The sequence below is a fragment of the Capnocytophaga endodontalis genome (assembly GCF_002209445.1).
GTDB classification, from domain to species: domain Bacteria; phylum Bacteroidota; class Bacteroidia; order Flavobacteriales; family Flavobacteriaceae; genus Capnocytophaga; species Capnocytophaga periodontitidis.
In genome coordinates this window covers 2,574,890-2,595,682 of the sequence record NZ_CP022022.1, presented here as the reverse complement: position 1 = coordinate 2,595,682, position 20,793 = coordinate 2,574,890, and the positions used below count along the sequence as shown (strand labels likewise).

Annotated in this window: 17 protein-coding genes; 5 read left to right on the top strand and 12 right to left on the bottom strand. The window is 40.2% G+C overall.

What is annotated here, in order from left to right; translation table 11 throughout:
• Positions 1–11: 11 nt before the first annotated feature.
• Positions 12–1,052, bottom strand: a complete 1,041-nt coding sequence (locus CBG49_RS11730; protein ID WP_088594615.1) for a ferredoxin--NADP reductase — start codon at positions 1,050–1,052, stop codon at positions 12–14.
• The gene (locus CBG49_RS11725) at positions 1,049–2,527 is read right to left on the bottom strand and encodes a S41 family peptidase (protein ID WP_088594614.1); all 1,479 of its coding nucleotides are present in this window, start codon (positions 2,525–2,527) and stop codon (positions 1,049–1,051) included. Before CBG49_RS11725 ends, CBG49_RS11730 begins: the two co-directional genes overlap by 4 nt.
• A gap of 312 nt (positions 2,528–2,839) precedes the next feature.
• Between CBG49_RS11725 and mutL the strand changes: the two genes are divergently transcribed.
• The 5 genes from mutL (at position 2,840) to CBG49_RS11700 (ending at position 8,772) form a co-directional block, all read left to right on the top strand.
• Complete coding sequence (gene mutL / locus CBG49_RS11720; protein WP_088594613.1) at positions 2,840–4,678, top strand: DNA mismatch repair endonuclease MutL; 1,839 nt, start codon at positions 2,840–2,842, stop codon at positions 4,676–4,678.
• A 15-nt stretch (positions 4,679–4,693) separates the two neighbouring features.
• Positions 4,694–5,455, top strand: coding sequence for a rhomboid family intramembrane serine protease (locus CBG49_RS11715; RefSeq protein ID WP_088594612.1), 762 nt, complete (start codon positions 4,694–4,696; stop codon positions 5,453–5,455).
• A 27-nt stretch (positions 5,456–5,482) separates the two neighbouring features.
• Positions 5,483–6,190: a carboxypeptidase-like regulatory domain-containing protein gene (locus CBG49_RS11710; protein ID WP_088594611.1), complete on the top strand. Its 708-nt coding sequence runs from the start codon at positions 5,483–5,485 to the stop codon at positions 6,188–6,190.
• Positions 6,191–6,201: 11 nt separating this feature from the next.
• On the top strand, positions 6,202–6,954 hold the full coding sequence (locus tag CBG49_RS11705; protein WP_088595322.1) for a carboxypeptidase-like regulatory domain-containing protein: 753 nt from the start codon (positions 6,202–6,204) through the stop codon (positions 6,952–6,954).
• A 111-nt stretch (positions 6,955–7,065) separates the two neighbouring features.
• Complete coding sequence (locus CBG49_RS11700) at positions 7,066–8,772, top strand: phospho-sugar mutase (protein ID WP_088594610.1); 1,707 nt, start codon at positions 7,066–7,068, stop codon at positions 8,770–8,772.
• An 81-nt stretch (positions 8,773–8,853) separates the two neighbouring features.
• Here the strand turns inward: CBG49_RS11700 and CBG49_RS11695 are convergent, their stop codons facing one another.
• The 10 genes from CBG49_RS11695 to CBG49_RS11650 form a co-directional block, all read right to left on the bottom strand.
• Entirely contained in the window at positions 8,854–9,777 is a 924-nt protein-coding gene (locus tag CBG49_RS11695; protein WP_088594609.1) for a dihydrodipicolinate synthase family protein, read from the bottom strand.
• A gap of 42 nt (positions 9,778–9,819) precedes the next feature.
• The gene (locus CBG49_RS11690; protein WP_088594608.1) at positions 9,820–11,052 is read right to left on the bottom strand and encodes an MFS transporter; all 1,233 of its coding nucleotides are present in this window, start codon (positions 11,050–11,052) and stop codon (positions 9,820–9,822) included.
• 47 nt (positions 11,053–11,099) lie between these two features.
• A complete protein-coding gene (locus CBG49_RS11685) occupies positions 11,100–12,350 on the bottom strand; it encodes a cyclically-permuted mutarotase family protein (protein ID WP_088594607.1) in 1,251 nt (416 codons plus the stop codon).
• A complete protein-coding gene (locus CBG49_RS11680) occupies positions 12,350–13,519 on the bottom strand; it encodes a n-acyl-d-glucosamine 2-epimerase (protein ID WP_088594606.1) in 1,170 nt (389 codons plus the stop codon). The genes CBG49_RS11685 and CBG49_RS11680 overlap by 1 nt, the downstream gene beginning before the upstream one ends.
• Before the next feature lie 321 nt (positions 13,520–13,840).
• Positions 13,841–14,440 carry an aminotransferase class IV gene (locus CBG49_RS11675; protein ID WP_088594605.1) on the bottom strand — a complete coding sequence of 200 codons (600 nt, stop codon included), beginning with the start codon at positions 14,438–14,440 and terminating at the stop codon, positions 13,841–13,843.
• A complete protein-coding gene (locus CBG49_RS11670) occupies positions 14,440–15,387 on the bottom strand; it encodes an aminodeoxychorismate synthase component I (protein ID WP_088594604.1) in 948 nt (315 codons plus the stop codon). Before CBG49_RS11670 ends, CBG49_RS11675 begins: the two co-directional genes overlap by 1 nt.
• Positions 15,388–15,523: 136 nt before the next feature.
• Positions 15,524–16,510 carry a discoidin domain-containing protein gene (locus CBG49_RS11665; RefSeq protein ID WP_088595321.1) on the bottom strand — a complete coding sequence of 329 codons (987 nt, stop codon included), beginning with the start codon at positions 16,508–16,510 and terminating at the stop codon, positions 15,524–15,526.
• Between the two features lie 13 nt (positions 16,511–16,523).
• A complete protein-coding gene (locus CBG49_RS11660; protein ID WP_009412306.1) occupies positions 16,524–17,807 on the bottom strand; it encodes a DUF1735 and LamG domain-containing protein in 1,284 nt (427 codons plus the stop codon).
• A 7-nt stretch (positions 17,808–17,814) separates the two neighbouring features.
• Positions 17,815–19,125 (bottom strand): glycoside hydrolase family 18 protein, encoded by a 1,311-nt coding sequence (locus CBG49_RS11655; protein ID WP_088594603.1) that lies wholly within the window; start codon positions 19,123–19,125, stop codon positions 17,815–17,817.
• A 12-nt stretch (positions 19,126–19,137) separates the two neighbouring features.
• Entirely contained in the window at positions 19,138–20,784 is a 1,647-nt protein-coding gene (locus tag CBG49_RS11650) for a SusD/RagB family nutrient-binding outer membrane lipoprotein (protein ID WP_088594602.1), read from the bottom strand.
• Positions 20,785–20,793: the final 9 nt, after the last annotated feature.

The window sequence follows — 20,793 nt, the reverse complement described above, 5'->3', positions numbered from 1 at the left end:
ATATAGAGATTTTATCCTGGAATTCTCACTTTTATTTTATCAGTCATCGCATAAGCTTGACAAGTGAGGATATAGCCTTGCGATACTTGTTCGTCGTTGAGCACTTCATTTTTTGCCATTTTAGCTTCTCCTTCTTCTACCTTACCGATGCAGCTACTACACACCCCATTGAGGCAGGAGTAAGGTGCATCATAACCGCGAAAAAGAGCAGAGTTTAGGAGCGTTTGGTTGCGTGCACTCTCAAAAGTATGAGTTTTGCCATTGAGTTGTAGTGTAATGGCTACATTGCCTTGCAGGGTGCTGTAATCAACATCGGCGGGTGAAGCTTCAAAGAGTTCGGTGAAAATACGGTCTTTATCAATACCTCTCAACAGGAGTATTTCACGGAGGTTTTTCACGAGTTCGGTAGGGCCACAAGCGTAGTAACGCCCCCAATTGAAATCTTTGTACTTAGTAAAAAGCTCATTCACTATTCTATCGTTGATACGCCCTGTATAGTGGTCGCCCCAAGGTTCTTGACTAAAGGCATAGTGCACCAAAAAACGGTCGGGGTATTGCGCTTTTAAAGCCTCAATTTCGTCAAAAAACAAGGTTTCTTCTTTAGATTTATTACCGTAGACAAACACCACTTTAATATTGGTTTTTGCTAAAGCAGTTTTGGCAATACTCATCATAGGAGTGACACCACTTCCTGCCGAAAAAAGCATAATATCGCGATTTCCAAAAATATCATAGAAAAAAACAAACGAGCCCATAGGCGGCATCACTTCTAATACATCGCCTGCTTTGAGCTGGGTAGTGGCATAAGTAGAAAATAATCCGTTGGGTACGCGTTTCACAGCAACGCTCAATTCATCCTCATTCACTCCTGAACAAATGGAATAAGCACGACGTACTTTTTGTCCGTTGATGGTTTGTTGTAGAGTAAGGTATTCACCAGCCTCAAAGCTAAATACTTTTTTTAATAGCTCGGGTACCTCAAAGGTAATCATTACCGATGAAGTAGTGAGGTGTGTGATTTTGGATATTGTTAGTTCGTGGAATTTATTCATTTGTACATTTCGTTTAAGCCGAAGTAGCCTGAAGTTGAGGTGCAGAGCGCTTCAAAGGAAAAAGATGTTTTAGCGGTTGATAGAGGCGCTCTACCTGAAGTATTAACCCCTGTGATTTCTTGTAGGGTACGAGCTAAAAGCGGCTCACTTTCATCACCTAACACTCCTAAATTACTACCTATTTCTTCTATAAAAATATCAGGAGACAAACCATTTACATAATCACCTACTCCTTTAGCATTTTCTATTTTCATCACCAAAGGTTGCATTGCCCATTTGTGTTTGGGGTTTTTCACTTTTCCTTGTGCATCAATATAGTCGTAAATCGTAACTGAGCCCTGATTTTTACCTATAGTAGTAGCTCCTACCTGCACTACTTGGATATAAGGTTTTAGCCCATTGATTACCAACTCACTAGCTGAAGCTGTATTTTCGGAAGTTATGATATACACCTTGCTCATTCGCAAGCTGTTAATTGCTATTTTTCTACTATCTTTCACTATGTTATCGGTGAAATATTCACGAGAATTTCCTCGATAGGGCTGCACTTTGCTATTCCAGCGTTCAACGGCAAATACCTGCCCTGCAAACTGACCGGTAATCATTGAGGCTAAATAGGTAGCTGTACTCACACTTCCACCACCGTTGTAGCGCAAATCGAGAATTAGGTCGGTAACACCTTGTGCTTTGAAGTCGGCAAAAGCGTTGTTGAGAGCCTCATCAAAATCGGCTACAAAGGCATTATACATTAAGTAAGCTATTTTTTTACCCCCTTTATTGAATACTTTATGAATGAGCACAGGGTTTTCGGGGGTTTGTTCTTGGCGTAGAGTGTAGGTTTTTCCGGTAGGTTCGAATTTATCATTCACAAATCTGTAAGTAGCAAAAGAGATGATAGGCGTTTTTTGCAACAGTTGTTGGGCATTAGTGCGCGTAAGTTGTTGCCCGTTGACACTCAATATCACATCTCCACGTTGTAAACCTAATCTTTCGGCATCGGAATTAGGTACTACATAGCGCACATACGCCAAATAAATCCCTAATTTTTGAACCAATCCAATCGTATAATTCATCCCCAAGTTGGCAGTAATCCCCTTGAAGTGGTTTTCGAGATCGGTGTAATTATCGGTGATATAGCTAAAGCGGTCTATTCGTTTATAATTATTGAGTAAGCCATTATAGAACAAATCCTTAGGATCACTAAAGCTCTTCAAAAACTGGGTGTAACTTTTGTTTTTATCGGCTTTGGTATCAGGTAGAGAACCAAAACGCTTGTCTTGCAAATTCTGTACATCGGCTTGCCACAAATAGTAAGCGTTCAACCCTTTCCAAATAAAATCACGTACGCGTAAATCTACATCATTCCCTATATAGTCGGAAGCGCCTAAAATAGAGGGATTAGCATTCTCTACTGGGTCTTTTACACAGGATAATAAACTGATTGTGATGATGGTATATAAAAAAAGACGTTTCATTTTTAAAATAATTTTCTACAAAAGTAATACTTTTTTTATATTTGCAAAAATTTTTAATAAATAAGACAGGGTATTCGTTTTTAAAAGCCTACCTCCGTTCCCCCTCCCGAAGGGAAGGGGGCAATTCACAAAAGCTACTTTTTTTGATGAGAAAGCATCCAATATTTTCTACTATTATGGAGTTTATTCTCAACATATATAGGCTGTTATTTTTTATATGAATACCTTATAAAGAGGAGAGAGAACCATAGTAAGCAACAGCTTTTTAGTTATTTTTACTATGTTAATTGTTAATTGATAATTGTAAATTGAATGAGTGATATAATCCGTTTATTACCCGACCACGTAGCCAACCAAATAGCAGCAGGAGAAGTGATTCAACGGCCAGCCTCGGCGGTGAAAGAACTGCTGGAGAATGCTATCGATGCCCGCGCTACCGAAATAAAACTGCTCATTAAAGATGCAGGTAAAACACTTGTGCAGGTGATAGACAACGGTATAGGAATGAGTACTACCGATGCACGTATGGCTTTTGAGCGTCACGCAACTTCTAAAATACAAAAGGCTGAAGACCTTTTTCACTTGCAAACTAAAGGATTTCGCGGAGAAGCGCTCGCTTCTATCGTTGCCATTGCCCACGTGGAGATGCAAACCAAACGCCCTGAGGACGAGTTGGGCACCGAGATACACATTGAGGGGAGTAAAATCACACGCCAAGAGCCTTGTGTGTGCCCTACGGGTACGAGTATTGCGATGAAAAACCTCTTTTTCAATATTCCAGCACGTCGCAACTTTCTAAAATCGGATACAGTGGAATTTCGCCATATACTCGATGAGTTTCACCGCGTTGCCTTAGCTCACCCCGCCATTCACTTCTATCTGTACAACAATGGCAACGAACTCTTCAACCTACCAGCTACCAATTTCCGCCAACGCATTGTACATCTGTTTGGAGGAAAAACCAATGAAAAATTAGTACCCATCATAGCTGAAGATACTCCTTTAGTGAAAATCAGTGGGTTTATTGTAAAACCTGAATATTTAGCAAAGACTAAAAACTTGCAATTCTTGATGGTGAACCACCGATTTGTGAAAAATCAATACCTCAACCACGCTATTACAGCCGCTTATGAGGGGCTTATCCACGCCGACCAAAAACCAGAGTATTTCATCTCTTTAGAGGTAGACCCTACCACGATAGACATCAATATCCACCCTACAAAAACTGAAATCAAATTTGAGGAAGAGCACAGCATTTACGCTTTGCTAAAATCGGCAGTGAAACACAGTTTAGGTCAGTTTAATATTGCTCCTACGCTCGATTTTAGCAAAGACCCTACTTTTGATATTCCGTATAACTACAAAGATAAAACCCCTGAATTTCCCAGAATACAAGTAGACCCCAATTTCAATCCGTTTAAAGAAGAGTACGAAAGCCGAAGTGGAGGCAGAACTAACTCTAATTTTGGTAATTATCCTAAAAAGACAGCCTCGTGGGAGAGTTTGTATGCAGGTATTGAATCGGCGGTAGATACGTCGGCTTCTGAAACTATAGTGAGCTCACTCTTTGAAGCCGAACCTACTAAAAATCAGGGTAAGAAAATCATCGCATTAGCCAAAAAATACTTAGTTACTACTTTGGGAGGAGAACTCATTATCATCAACTGCAATAGGGCACACCAACGCATTTTGTTTGAAGATTTTATGAAGAACCTACAATCCTCTCACACAGCAGTACAGCAGCTGATGTTTCCTTACGAACTGTCTTTTGCTCCTCACGAATTAGAAGTAATCACCCAGTTGCGCGATCTCTTTGAAAGCAGTGGATTTATGTTTGCTATAGAGAGCGACAAGGTAGTAGTAAGTGGCATTCCTTTACATCTTACTGATAGTGAGATACCTAATATTTTTAACGAACTATTGCAGCAGCATATAGAGGCGCTCCCTACTACCGAAAACACTCAAAAAGAAGCATTTGCTAAAGCCTTATGCAAAAGTTTAGCGGTAAAAACAGGGCAGGTGCTCAGTGAAGAAGAACAAGAAACTTTGATAAATAATTTGTTTAGTTGTCAAGAAGTGTTAATTTCGCCTTTTGGAAAGCGAATTTACTACAGTTTATCAACAAATGAAATTGATAACTTAATTAACTAATTTGCTAATTTAAATATGGAAAGAATATCAAAAACAGTATTACACCTAATTATCATCAATGCAGTGTTGTTACTCATTACAGAACTGCATCTTATTCCAAATATAGACCTCACACAACTGTTGGCACTTCATTATTTTGAGAATACTCATTTTGAGTGGTGGCAATATGTGAGCTATATGTTTATGCACGGAGGTTTTACCCACCTATTGTTCAATATGTATGCACTGTGGGCTTTTGGTACTCCTCTTGAAAATATATGGGGGCGTGGTAAGTTTCTCTTCTTCTATTTCTCTTGTGGTATAGGCGCGGCTTTACTGCATACTATAATTAATTATTACTATGTACATCAAGGATTGGAAGCTCTTCAAAATGTAGGTGTATCAACCGAAGAAGTAATCAGTGCTCTTTCCGACAGAAAATATTTGCCTATGTGGGAAACGATTATCAATAAGAGTACTTTTGACAATATGGCAGCAGCTATAGCTACCCCTACAGTAGGCGCTTCAGGGGCTATTTATGGTATATTGGTGGCTTTTGCTATGTTCTTCCCCGATGCTAAACTGATGTTATTCTTCGTGCCTTACCCTATTGCTGCACGCTATTTTATTCCTATACTTGTAGGCTTAGACCTCATCTCAGGTTTTACAGGTTTCTCCATCTTTGGAGGCAATATCGCTCACTTTGCTCACGTGGGAGGCGCTCTCATCGGTTTCCTCATTATGTTGTATTGGAAAAAGCACAGTTTCGATAAGAATAGGTGGGACAGATTCAGGTAACAGGTAACAAATAACAAATAACAAGCGATGAAGCGATTATTTATATTCATATTTGTATTGTGTTGGTACGGTACCAATGTATGGGCACAGACAGAGGTGCGGGGCAGGGTAATGCACGACACAATTCCGCTATCGGGGGTACACGTGCTAAACCTCTATACTCACGCCATCACCACTACCGATGCCAACGGTTATTTTACCCTTAAAGCGCGTGAACGCCATACTTTACAATTTACTTTTGTGGGAATGGAAACTGTATACCGTGTACTTACCAAAACCGATTTTGGCTTTGGAGGGCTTAATATCACAATGAACATAGCTGTAAACCAATTGGATGAAGTACAAGTCTCACAATATCGCAAACTATCAGCTCAAGATTTAGGTATCTTACAACACACTCCACAAGAGCGGACTTTTGCTGAAAAACGACTATATGCTAGCAAGGGATTGGGTATTGTCTCGATTCTAAATACTTTGTCAGGACAAAAAAAGATTATCAAAAAAATAGTAGCCAACGAAAAGAACTTGGCTGTAGCACATTATATTCGTGAAAATATGGCTCCTTTTCTACAAAAAGAGCTCAAGCTAAACGAAGAAGAAATAGATATTTTAGCTTATTTTGTAATGGAACGCCCCGATTTTCACGAGCTTGTACGCAAAAAAGACAACAAACCAATGGAATTTATGCTTTTAGAAGCGTGGAATGAATTACGAGCCGCACAAGCAAACAATTGATTACTCAACAAATGAGAGATTTTTTCCTCATATTACTTTTGTTCATCTCCTTTGTAACAAGGGGGCAAGAAGCGACGCGTGTTAGAGGAAAGGTGTTCTACAATAATGCACCTATAGAAGGGGTACACATTCAAAACATTGATAATCAGCATTACACAACCACCGATACAGAAGGTTCGTTTTCAATAGAAGCTCAAAAAGGGCATACCTTAAAAGCTACTTTTGTGGGTAAAAAAACTCTCTATCGCAGTCTTACTCAAATGGATTTTTATCGATTGGTCACTCTAAAAATGACCGATGTTACGATTATTTTAGACGAAGTAAGTGTGAGTGAAAGACCTAAGATAACTGCCCAAAGTTTAGGAATCCTACAACATACCCCAAAAGAGCGCACTTGGGAAGAAAAACGAGAATATGCCAATGCAGATATTCTTCAAGTAGATAAACTCACCCTCTATAAATTATTAGTAGGAAATGTAGGGATAAATTTTATAGCTATTATCAACCAGCTGAATGGTAAAGCAAAAATTATCAAACAACAAGTTATCAACGAAAAGAACTTGATGATAGCACACTATATTGTAAATGAGATGAATAACTACCTCAAGAACGAACATCATCTAACTGAAGAAGAAATAGGCACTTTGGCTTATTATGTAATGGAGAAACCCGAAGCTCATCGCCTTGTAGAACGGAAAGAAAAAAAGGAATTAGAATTTATGCTATACGAATGGTGGAATGAATTGAAAAATTCTCAAAATTAGTAAATTTGCTAATTAACAGATTTGCTAATTAAAAAAATATTCGTACCTTTGCTAACGAAAAACAACGCTGATAAAATATATAATTAGGAGTCAGCCTTTATTATTGATTTTATGAAAAGTATTGACACAGCAAAAGCGTGGCTTTCTGACACTTTTGATGCAGAAACCCGCAGTAAAGTTCAAGCCCTCATCGATGGAAATCCCGATGAACTCAACGAAGCTTTCCACAAGAACTTAGAGTTTGGCACAGGAGGTATGCGTGGAATTATGGGTATCGGTACCAACCGTATCAACAAATACACGTTAGGCAAAAATACCCAAGGATTGAGCAACTACCTCAAAAAAAGTTTCCCTAACCAAGAAATAAAAGTAGCTATCGCTCACGACTGCCGCAACAACTCTAAAAAATTTGCCAAAGTAGTAGCCGATGTGTTTGCAGCTAATGGCATAAAAGTATTTCTCTTCTCCGACCTTCGTCCTACTCCTGAACTATCCTTTACCGTACGCTACTTAGGATGCCAAGCAGGTATCGTGCTTACCGCTTCTCACAACCCACCAGAATACAACGGTTATAAAGTGTATTGGCAAGACGGCGGACAAACCGTACCGCCCGAAGACGGTGATATTATGAAAGCTATTGAAGCACTCGACTTCAAAGATATCAAATTCGACGCCGATGAGAGTCTTATTCACTACATCGACAAAGAACTTGACAATGCTTTTGCCGAAGCATCTATCAAACACGGTGACTTCAATGCACCTGAGAAAGACAAACTCAAAATTGTTTTTACTTCTTTGCACGGTACCTCTATTACAATGGTACCCGATGTGCTCAAACGCGCAGGATTTACCAATGTACATATCGTAGAAGAACAAGCCGTACCCGATGGTAATTTCCCTACCGTAAAATCACCTAACCCCGAAGAGCCCGAAGCACTTACGTTGGCACTCAAAAAAGCAGACGCAATAGGAGCGGATATCGTAATAGGGACCGACCCCGATTGTGACCGTATAGGTATAGCTGTTCGCGACCTTCACGGCAAAATGGTACTGCTTAACGGTAACCAAACAATGGTAATGATGACCGACTTTCTATTGGAACAACAAAGCAAAAAAGGATTTAAAGGTAATGAGTTTGTCGCTTCTACCATTGTTTCGACCCCTATGGTTCACGCGATTGCTAATGCTTACAAAGTGCAATACAAAGAAGGACTTACAGGTTTCAAATGGATTGCCAAAATGATTAAAGATTTTCCAGAGCTCACTTTTATAGGTGGTGGTGAAGAAAGTTTTGGCTATATGGTAAGCGATTTTGTACGCGATAAAGATGCGGTAACTGCTACTCTATTAGCTTGCGAGATTGCAGCATTCGCTAAAGCTAAAGGCAGTTCGTTCTACAAAGAATTGCTACACGCTTATACCAAATACGGTTTCTACAAAGAATATCTTATTTCCTTGGTAAAAAAAGGTATTTCAGGCTCAGAAGAAATTGCCCAAATGATGAAAGACTTACGCGAAAATCCGTTGAAAGAAATTAATGGAGAAAAAGTAAGTCTCATTTGTGATTACCAATCATCTAAGGCATTCCACCCACTTACTGGCAAAGTAGAAGATATAGACGTTCCTAAATCGAATGTGCTTATCTACCACACCGATAAGGGTACTCGCGTAGCGGCACGCCCCAGTGGTACAGAACCTAAAATTAAGTTCTATTTCAGTGTAAATACGCCTTTGAGCAGTGTAGATGCTTTTGAAGCAACTCAAAAGATTTTGGACGATAAAATCCAAAAGATTGTAAATGAATTGCAATTAAAGTAGTTCATAGTTAGTATTTTTTATAATGAAAGAGCCGACAGTTTATTGCTGCCGGCTCTTTCTCTTTTAGTGAAAAGAAAAGACTTATAGTTGATTACATCTATTAAAAAAGTCGATGTTTTCCAATTCTTTTTTAATGATAGCTTCTTCTTCATCGGTGATGTTTTGGAAAGGCGTACGGTTGATACCCAAGTCTAAACCAAGCAACTTCATTATACGTTTGCCACATACGATGTTACCACGGTATTTGGCGATTACATTTATCACATCTTGGGCATAGTTTTGCAACTCGGCAGCTTTAGTGATGTTGCCTTTGTGGTATTCATCGATGATGCCTACCAACACTTTGCCTATATAACTACCAGTACCGCTGATACCGCCACGAGCTCCGCCCATTACAAGCGCATTGAGAATCGTCTCGTCTAAGCCGTAGAGCATATCGTATTTGCCATTGTTGTACAGCATACATTGGTTGTACTCATAAAGCGGTTCATAAGTATATTTGATACCTGCCAAGTTAGGGATACGACCATCGGCTGCTTTGAGGAAAGGCAACATTGGCAAATATACTCCATTGAGTACCGGAATATGATAAAAGTAGAAAGGCAAGTTAGGGGCTCCGCAAGCTATCTCTTCGCAGTATTTTACAAGCTCTTCAACTCTACCCGCTTTGGGGAAAGGTGAAGCCATTGCGCCAATACCAAAAGCTCCAATTTCTTGGGCGTGTTGTGCCATTTTATGGCTATCTTTGATACAAGTTGCCCCACAGTGTACAATTATTTTGAAGTCTTTGGGAGCTACTGATACCCATTTTTCGGCTATTTTCATACGTTCTTCAACCGTCATCATATAGCCTTCGCCTGATGAGCCATTGATAAACACTCCTATCAATCCATTTTTTTGTAAGAGTTTAGCATACTGATCGATTGGTTCTAAATTTACCTCGCCTTTTTTGTCGAAAGGGGTAAAGGGGGCTACAATGAGCCCATTGATTTTTTCAAATGTCATATATTATAAATTTGTTAATTTGTCGATTTGCTAATTTGTTCATTATTTACCGCACAATTCTCTTTTTGGTTTTAGGAATATGAGCATCAGTACGATGGCTATTAGGATGATTACTGATAGTTTGCTAAAATCAGCTCCTAAATTACCAGTATCACTTGAAGAGCCGAGCATTCGGGTAACGGCATAACCCGCCAGTACACCTCCCATATTCATAATGCCATAAGCCGTAGCACGCTGTTGTTGTGGAATAATTTGGCATAAGATAGGCATATTATTTGTATCGAACATTCCATAACCAATACCAAAGAGCAAGGTTGCGCCTATCATTGCAACGTAGGAGCTACCAAATCCCATCAGTACCAAAGCAGGAATGGTGAGACCTAAACCAATAGTACTAGTGTAGATACGCGCTTTGATGTTTGTCTGTACCCAGCGATCGGAGAGGGTTCCCCCGATGAGAACCCCTAAGAAAGACGAAATTGCAATAGAAATGGTTGCCATGGGGCCTGCGGTTGCCATTGGTACGTTTAAGTTGTTTGAAAAGAGGGTAGGCAACCAGTTTTTAGTACCCCAGCCTGGAAAGCTCGATGCCATAAAGTAGAAGAGCAATATCCAAAAAGAAGCTGTGCCCAACACAAGGGAAAGTGATTGACCCATACTTCCTTTAGATACTGTAGTCGCTTGCTGAGGAACAGCGGGTTTTCTTTCGATGTCAAACAAAGAGAACGCTAAGAATACGGCATATACAATACCTGCAATACCAAACCAGTGGAAAACGGTATGCCACGTATAGTTAGAGGCAATGGTAGCCCCGAAACCTCCCAAGGCTTGACCGGCATAGAGCCCCGACATGTGGATACCTACCGCTAACGAACGTGTTTTTGAACTGTGGTAATCGGCGATCATTGAGAGGGCTGTCGCTAAGTATAAGGCTTCGCTCACACCCATCAGGGCACGTAGCCAGTACACTTGGTCAAAAGTGGTTGCGTAGCCCATTCCATAGGTTACAGCCGACCATACAAAGAGGCTACCTACTATCATCCACTTGCGGTTGAGACGGTCGGCAAGGATACCTGCTACAGGGCTCATCAGCCCATAAATAAGTAAGAAGATACCCATTAGGCGACCAAAGTTATCGCCTACAGTAAGCTCTTTAATATCCATTTTCATCGACTCCTGCATCGTAGAGAGCATTTGTCGGTCTAAATAATTCAGTAGTGCTACTACCCATAGTAGGGCAACCACTATCCAAGGGTATATTTTGTTGTTTTTCATAATATTCTCCCTTATCCCCTCTTAAGAAGGGAGTTTAGCAGGGCTTTTTAGTTAGACAAAATTTTAAGTTTATAGGTTTTAGGGCTGCGTACACCAGGTTTGAGTTCGCCTTGGATAAGATAAAACTCATCGAGAGTACCTACTAAAGTAGCACCCGCACGAGCAAAATCAGGTTGTGTATCGAGTACTGACCATTGTTTTGTGTGGGTGTCGAACAAATAGCATTCTTGGTTAAACTTATAGTACGCTATAGGTTGGGTCATATAATGCGCCATATAGTCGTAGTTTTTCTGTTTGCGCGCCTCATCGGTGAGGGTAGTATCACGACCTATATGATAGAGGTCGGTGATAGTATTTATAAATAGAGAAGCATTTACACCTCCAAAACAAGCAATATAACGATTGTCAATAACCAAAGCCGTAGCCCCAGTAAGTGAAAAGATTTCTTTATTAGAGTTTTCTTGTAGAGCTACTTCGTGCCACTGTTGTTGTTTGAAGCTAAAAGCTAATACCTTTTCGCCCATAGTAGGCGCTTTAGTAGTATCGCCTCCGAAAAATCCACCTAAGACATACAAAAGGGTATCGTTATCTTTTTCGATGGCAGCTAATACTGGTTGTACTCTTGCATCGCCAGGGAAATCGGGTAAGTGTTTCCATTCTTTGTCGGTAGCGACATCTATATAAAATACTTTGTTAGAGGCTTTGCCTGAAGCGTTACCCCCTGCCACAAATACTTTGCTACCTACACTCGTACCAGCGAAGTTATCAAGTGGTTCGGGCAAGGCAGGGAAATCAGTAAGGGTAAGTCCTTTTTCTTTAGTATATTGCACTTTATAGCAATTAGCTAAGGAGTTTGTAGCTGTTTGTCCTCCTATCCACAGATAGCCATTGGGGATGTCTACTGAAACCCCATAAGCAGCAGCTTCGGGAAGTTTGCCTATAGTTTGCCATTGGTTCTGTGTTTTATTGAAAAGAAGAATTTCGTCATAAAACACTTTTTTTCCGCCTTCAAATCCGAGTTTATCGGGGAAGTTGCACCCTCCAGCTACTAATAGATTATCATCTATAAGAGCAGCATAAGCGGCAGAGACGCCTTTTTGAAGGTTGCCTTCTAAGCCTTGAGTGGTAAGTGCTGTAATATTCATTTTCATAGATTGTTCTTTTTGGGTTTCTGTACAAGCCGTCAATATTATTAGAGATAAAACGAATAGTACAGACTTTGTCAAAGACCGTAGCACGGCAAGTATTAAAGACTTTGACAAAGTTTTGTATATTATTTGTTCTTTATCATTTATCATTAACCATTGATCATTTCAATTGTTTTCCATACTTGATATAAGCCACGGGGTACGTGGAAACAGCCTTTCCATTTACCGCCTTTTAGGTCGAGAAGTACCTCGCCTTGGCGGTTGAGGTAGCCCCACCATTCAGGATATTTAGGGTCTTTGAAATGCTCCCAAGTGTAATTGTGCACTTTTTCAAACCACGCTAAACACTCTTTATTACCTGTAAGTTGGTAGCCTTTTATGAGAGAGATGAGCGTTTCGATATGTACCCACCACAATTTTTGATCCCATTCTAATTGTTGAGGTGGGCAACCTTTTCTGTCCATAAAGTAGTAAATACCACCATACTGTTTATCCCAACCATAGTTGAGCATTGTTAGGGTAGTTTGCACCGCTTTTTCTATCAGTTCGGGGCGGTTGAGGCGTTTGCCTAAGTCCATTATAAACCACATTGCCTCAATAGCGTGACCAGGGGTAAGCTGACGACCTTCAAAAGTATCAGATAGTGAACCATCAGCATTTACGTTCTCTACTACAATCCCGCCCAATTCAGGTCGTAAAAACACTTCCATCACTTCGTGGATACAAGCCTCCATTGCCTCCTCAATAAAAGAAGGCTCTAAGAGCGATTCTATTTCGAGGGCTAAATTACACAAAATCATCGGGAGGGCAAAGTTTTTAAGAGAGCGCGTACCGGGGTGTGCTTTGCTCCATTTGCCTTTAGGATTGTCTTTTTTGGAGAGGATAATGTCAAAGGTTTTCTTTGCAATATCGGCGTATTCCTGATTGCCTGTAGCAATGCTCAGCTGACCAAAAGCCATTGTGGCAAAGGTATAGGAGAAGATGTTATAAGGTTCTACTAAAGGATTCCCTTGTTGGTCTAAAGAGAAATACCAATTGAGGTGCCCGTCGTGACCATATTTTTTAAGGAACTCAGCCCCTTGTATCGCGGTGTCTAACCATTCTTGGCGTTTTTCAACGCGATTGTAGAGCGTACTGAAGAGCCATACCTCACGGGCTTGTAGCCAAATAAATTTATCAGTATCGAATACATTTCCTTGGCGGTCGAGGCAGGTGAAGTAGCCTCCGTACTGTTTATCTTGCGATTTTTCTAACCAAAACGGAATGACGTTTTGCAAAAGTTCATCGCGGTATTGTTTTTCTAATTGTTTAAAATCCATTGGTTTAATTTTGATTTATTCTTTTAAATATTGATATTTTTATATTCAATTTTAAATTCGTTTCTAAAAATATCTTGCAAAAGTACGGTAACTATTTTAAAAATACAAATTATTTATTAAATATTTTTAATTAGGTATCAGGGGATCAGGTCTCAGGGGTTAGGGAATAGCCCCCGACTCACTTACTCGGCAATTGCCGTGCACATACCCAGCTGTGAGCACTCGCTGGCTTTCCCGAAGGGGGACAAGCCGGAAAAGTGAGTATTTATGAGAAAGATTGTTCTAATGAGAAATATGGGCTTAACCTCATTTGCTAATTTACTAATTTACTAATTTACTCATTGGCAAATTAAACTCTCCCATATCAAGCATCGCATTGATAAAACCTATTTGTTCAAAGTTTTGAATATCGGTGTAGTGTATAGAGGCTTCGGTAATTTTACCTTCGTTGAGAAGTCGCTGACGGCAGGTACCATTGAGAAGAAAAGTGGAGGGTGTAAGCCATTGTTTGCCGTCGAAAAAGATAATGTTAGCATAGCTGCTATCGGTAACTTTGCCGTTTTTGAGAAAAATCACCTCATCGGCACCTGAAGCTTGTTTTAAAGTGTTGAGAAATTCTCGGTTTAAAAATTTATAAGAATAATCGTATTCATCAGCGTTTACACATTTGATAGTGTTGATAGGTTTGATGTGATAAGGGTGTATTTCTACAATAGGGTTCTCCTTGCTATACACAATACGAATTTTGTACTTTCCGATTGCTGGTAAGGCAATTTTGCTGATGATCTCCTGCAGTGAAAGTACCTTTTCACTTGGGAAGAAATGTGAAAAGGTACGGCAAACGCGCTCTTGGTGATATGCTAAATGATAGATATCATCATCGAGGAGCTTTATTGATTCTATAAATTGTTGGTTTTCCATTAAATAGGGATATATATTTTTTCAATAATTTCGTTGTATTCGTTTTGCGGTTGGCTTTGTGCGGTAATGCCAGCACCACTTTTGTAGTAATACTTATCGCCAATATGTTCGATAAAGCGAATGAGCACACAACTATCAACTGTATTACCATCGAAAACGCCTGCAATGCCTGTGTAATAACCGCGCTCATAATTTTCGGCTTCGGCGATGACCTCAACCGATTTTTCTTTAGGCGCGCCCGCAATAGACCCCGCAGGGAGCAATGTCGCCAACAAATCACCTAAGTGTGCTTGCCAACCGTTGGTCAGCTCACCGACAATTTCAGAACTTGTTTGCAAAAGATCGCCCGTAGATTTTTTAATCACATCTACATATCTGAAGCGGGTGGTGTGTACATTGGTAGCTACTTTTTGCAAATCGTCGGACAACAGGCGTACTACCTTGTGATGTTCATCGATTTCCTTTTCGTTGTTGAGCAGTGTCGCCTCGGCATCGGAGATTGTTGCGCTGATAGTCCCTTTCATAGGGTAGGTTTTTATCAGGTTATTTTCTATTTTTACGAATATTTCGGGAGAAAAGCACACCCACTCATCTTTGTACAGCAATTTGTACTTAGCAGAGGCGTTGTGATATACCTCTTTGAGAGAAACGGCTGAGATTTCAGTAGCAAAAGTGAGGTTTACAAGCTCGGTATCGCCGTTTTTAAGGTGAGAATATACCTTATCAAAGGCTTTTTGAAAATCGGGATAGGGGATAGGGTATTTTTCTATAGGGATAGGCGTTGCATTAGTTTTTTTCTCTTCAGCAAAAGAGAAAGCAATATCATTAGGAAGCTGGGAGAGAGGGAATACCCTTCCGTTTTCGCCTTTATAGTCGATGATAAATAGACAAGGGGTGCGGTGCAATCCGCAGCTGTTGAGATGATTTTTCCAGTGGGTAGTGTTCATTAGTTTTTTACTTTTTGATTTCAATTATCAAGGCGCAAAAGTAGTAAAAAATATAGTACAAAAAAACTTTGCCAAAAACCATAGCGCGAGGCATTGAGGTATTTGACAAAGTTTTAAGAACCAAACCTATTTTTGTTTAAAAGAACTGAACTCTATAGATATCGATATATCTATCGTTATGTTTTTTGAAATTGGTAAATTTAATGCTCCTTACCTTGATAGGTTTTTTGAACTTCAAGTATATTTTTTGCTTGTAGCTACTACGTGTGTAAGAGCCTTGAGGGTAATAAGTAGTACCATCGGGAGAGGCTGAAATATCTACCCCTTCGAGGGTTTTAATATCACTTCTCGGCTGAGTAATCACTATACCATTTACTTCAGTTTCATCACCAAAATTAGTGATAAGATAGATACCATTTTTTTCACCGTCTACCCACCAGTTTTCATAACTATTTTTGAGTTTGCTCAAGTGACTAGGAGCATAATTAGACTCAAATTCATATTCTTCATCATCAATAATTGAGGACGAAGCACTGTCAGCTTCTTCTAAATTGTTGCCATCTTTAGGGAAGCTATCTTCTACAAAAGAAATTTTGATGCGATAAGCACCATCGTCGGTAGCGGTTTCAACAGCAAGGTCTTGAGGTGTTTTACTCGCTATTTTCATACGAAAGCGGAGGGTATACTCTTTGGTGATATCGATTTCTTTAAGTGCCTCAGGTTTGAGGGTTACCTTAAATTGTTCATTGGCGTTAGCTGATGAGATTTCAGCTTTTTCAACAGTGTAAGCTCCATCGGGCAGGCTTCTTTCGTAGCCTACTTGTTCTTTTTCAATTTTTAGGGTTACCGATTCGCCTGTAGCCAATACTCGTTGTAAGTACTTAGGCGCAAAGCTGAAAGAGGTGTCCTCAATGAGTTTGGTATTGGGGTCTCTAAACACTTTTTCGCTTATTTCACTGGGTGAGAAAGATACGATAGTTTTAGAGAGGTCTACCGGAGGGTTAGAAACTACGGGAGGTGTAGGCGTAGGTTCTTTAAGGATGTCTAACTCCTTAGAGTCGCGAGTACAAGCTACAGATAAAGCAACAGCAGTAAGTACTCCTAATAGATATATTTTTTTCATTGTTTTTACTTTTTTAGAATTCAACTTCGGTGTTATAATCTACAGTAGGGAGTTTTACTTCTCCATTGATAGTGTGGATATACCATTTTTCAGGTAATTTTTTATTAGGATTGGTAGAAGCATTTTTCACTACTTTTTGTCCGTTTTCCTCAACATAAGGGTCTTCGTTATACGGTATGTACAATTCCAAGCCATCGGAATCGGGTTTTACAAAATTTTGGGTAGCAGCTACTTGTCCTTGAGTAAGCGCTTTACTCCAAAGGCGCATTTCGCGTACATAAGCATCGAGGTTACCATTGCCAAAGCATAGTATTGGGAAATCGTTGATTTTAGCAGGGGCAGCCGAATCGAACATCAATTCGCCGTTTACGTACATTTTCAAATAGGCGCGACCTTCTAATTCTTCATAAGTTACTGCCACGTGATACCATTTATCGGCAGAAGGATGCCCCGTTACTTCTTGGAATTTGAAGTTTTTACCTTTATCGGTATTGAAGCCTAATTTGAGACCGCCATTCATAAACAAGAATGAACCCCCATAGAGTACGTTGTAAAGAGCAGAATCGGAAGAGGCACGCCCATTAGGGTACATCAAACCAGCGTTGCGAGAGGCGTTGATAGGTGCTATGGAATACTGCATTGTCCAAGCAGTGAGTTTCACATCGTTAGCATAAGTTTTACCACTCTCTTGTTTTCCTGTATTTTGTCCATAGATAGCGTGAAAAGCTTTATTTCTGAGGTGAGCTACTTTAGTTTTAAAGGAACGGGAGAGCAAAAACAAGGCATTTTTGCGGTTGTTTTGCACGATTACAGTACCATTCATCGGGGTGAGTTTCAAGGCAACGGCGTAGTTATTCGCTCCAGAGAGTTTTTGGCCATTGGCATCTACTAAAGCACCGATGTTGAATTGGAGTTTTCCAGCAGATACTTGTTGTCCTTTAGGTACACGTACTACGAGTGTGGTGGCGGTTTTGGTAACCCCTTGGTCGGTATAGCTCATTGCTAAGGTGTTAGCAGGCACCAAGTCGTAATCCACTTTATTTGCTTGATTATAAGCTGTTATAGCACTCTTATCTAAGCTCACTTGATAGTAAGTATCTTCAGCGATGGGGTTAGCCAATCGCACTTTCACTTCGGTAGGGGCACTGGAGCCACTATCGTCTTTCACTTTGATAGTAGTCACGGCAGCGTTATCAAAAAGTACTACCTTTTGAGGGGTGATACCATCGGTATTAGGCAGTTTTTCACAGGCACTCCAAACAAGGGCAGCGAGTGAGAGTATACAAATCTTTTTCATAGGTCAATTATTTAGGTTTACGAATTGTCAATTCTTCTTTAAAATTCTTGTATTCATCGGTACTACGAGGGTCGATAATACGAGTTGCCTCACGCATCCAAGCGTAGTGTTTGTACTTTCTACCTTCTATTTTTTTCTCTTGTAAATAGCTTTTAAAGGCAACATCTTCAGCAGAAGTAGAGAAGTCTATTTCGCCGTGATAAGAGCCTACTCCGCCTACTCTTTTTTGTTTAGCAGCTTCGGCTTTTCCTATAATAGATTTGAACTGACCTTTTTCAAACTCTGAGGTAGAAACGCTTTTATGCTTGTTAGAGGTAAAAGGGTTACCTACACGATTATATCCATAGTCTTGCATAATGTATTTGCTGATATACCCGTCGTTTAAGCCAAAATCAAGCACTCCTTCACCATCATACAAGAGGTAATACTTTTTCTCTACATAATTGCCTTTCTCAAAGAAAGGTTTATAGGCGCGGATGTACTCTTTTTCTTTTTCGTGGTAGCCTGAATGGTTTTCATCAAAAAGGTCGCGGAGGTACTGTTTGCGTTGGTCGCCTGAATATTTATCGCCAAAGTATTTACCAATTTCGGCGATAAAGGTATTCATATTTTGGTTATAGCCATTCACAGAAGAACCAGAAGCAAACTCGTTGTAGCCGTGACCGTGGTTACCGATGTTAGGTTCCCAGTCGATATCAAAACCATCAAAACCGCAAGCGATGATGTAGCGCGCTAAGTCGCGAGCGTAGATTTGGCAGCGGAATGTTTCGTTATCGGGAGTTTTTTCTTCGCCGTATTTTTGGCGAAAACGAGCAAAACCATTTTCTTTACCTTCACTTGGCAAACCGAGCCCTACGTTTGACACTTGCCAGCAGAGGAACACTTTACTTCCTTTTTTGTGGAAAATATCTAAGTCGTATTTTTCGTTTTCGGTCATATCGGCAGGTTGTTTGCCATAGCCCCCCCAAAGAGAGATAGCGGTGGTAGTATCGGGGATGGATTGCAACCAAGAGCGGTCGAGCCCATCGACGGCGCGCCAGCCTGTCCACCACATATAGATAAACGGTTTTTCACCTTGGTTAGCCCACGCTTTTTGTTTGTACTCGGTGAGCATTTGGTAATAAGCATCCCATTTTTTTTGGGCTTCAGCTTCGGCTTTAGCTTTAGCTTCAGCCTCGCGTTGTTGTTCTTGTTTAGCACGCTCGGTGAGCTGCTGTTTATAGTCTTTTTCTACGTCTAAAGGTTCTGTTTTCACGCAGTTTGCCATTAACAGACTTAGAGCGCACAGACTAAGATATTTAACTGTTCTGTTTTTCATAGTTTTTAATTTTTATCGTGTATTAGGGTTTACATCCCACCAGAGGTGAGTATTACAATCGTCTACAGCACCAGGGCCTAAAAGTTGTACACCACGGAGTACATTTTCACGGTTTTCACCTGTGTATTCCGATTGAGGATAGATAGCACGGCGGACACCTTTGGTACGACCATCGGTAGATTTGATAGTGTTACCGTGGATAGCATCGGCATTATAGGCTACAGGGTTGATTTGGCGAGGGTAACCTGTACGACGCCATTCAGTCCAAGCCTCGTGACCATCGGGGAAAATAGCTAAATACTTTTGAGTAATGATTTTCTCTAATTTATCCTCGTTCGTAGCTGTAGCGGCATAAGATACGGTTATTTCAGAAGGTGCACCTTGATTGTTGGCTGCATTGAGAGGATCAACATAAGGAGCAGGTTTATTGGTGTTGTTGCTTGCATAAGAATTAGCACTTACACCATTTTCTCTAAAACTCATTGCAATACCTTCCTCATAAAGAGTTTGGTCGGTTTTAGCATCGGTAGTAAGACCAAAGAGTTTAGCTTCAGCTCTTAAGAAATAGACTTCAGAAGTTTTCATCACATAAGTAGGTGAATCCTCTTTGATATTAGGGTAGCCAAAGCCTAAATAGTTTTTATCACCTGCAAAACCTGAGCGTATACCTTGTAATTCTGTTTGATTGGTATAACCATCGGGGCGTTCGGTAGGGTTGAGCTTGAAGTAAGCGTTCATACGAGGGTCTTGATAGCCTTTGAGGTATGACCAGATAGTTGCTCCCATACGGGTATCTTGGTAGTTATTAGCAATCATTTCTAAGCTGTTGAGGATGATGAGGCGCTCGTTAGTTTGGAGTTTAGCCATATCGCTCATATCTTCCATCACACCGCCATTGAGAGCTTTTTGAGCTTCTTCTTTAGCTTTGGCAAATGCCACATAGCGGATGCGCACTGCCATACGCAAGCGAATAGAGTTTGCAAATTTAATCCATTTGTTCAAATCACCTGCATAGAAAAAGTCGTTTTTACGGATGCTTTCAGGAAGGCTGTAATTGCTTTTGTACTCGTTGAGATAAGTTACTGCTTCATCCAATTCTTTAAAGAGCTGGGTATAAATCTCTTCTACAGAATCGTAAGGTACTTTGGTAAGCCCTTTACCTTGGTTAGAATATGGTAGAGGTCCAAACATATCGGTAGCGCGCAATACCCCTAAAGCTTTGCAAATCATTACCATTTGGTAGATTGCTTTGTAAGTAATATCGTTAGGGTCGGCAAGGATGGTATTGGTTCTCACGTCACGCCAAGAGGAAATAATAGTGCTGAACATACCTGAATAGTTGTTGTTCATCCACCATTCAGCCATATAGCCTGTAATCATTGTTTTTTGGTTATTCCACTTATTAATAGGAGGGTTCATATAGCCTACATAACTATCGCCCATCATATTGATAGAGGTTTGGTAGAGGTTGGTACCATTCACCGCACGGGTAGGGATGATTTGGTTTTGAATCGTTCCCAAATACCCTGCTATGTTAATCCCATCGCGTTCTGCTATTTTTTTAGTAGGATTGGTAGGATTGGTATTGATGTCCTGAAAATCCTTAGTACAAGCGAAGGTAAGGAAGGACAACATACTGATATATAGTAATTTTTTCATTGGTTTACA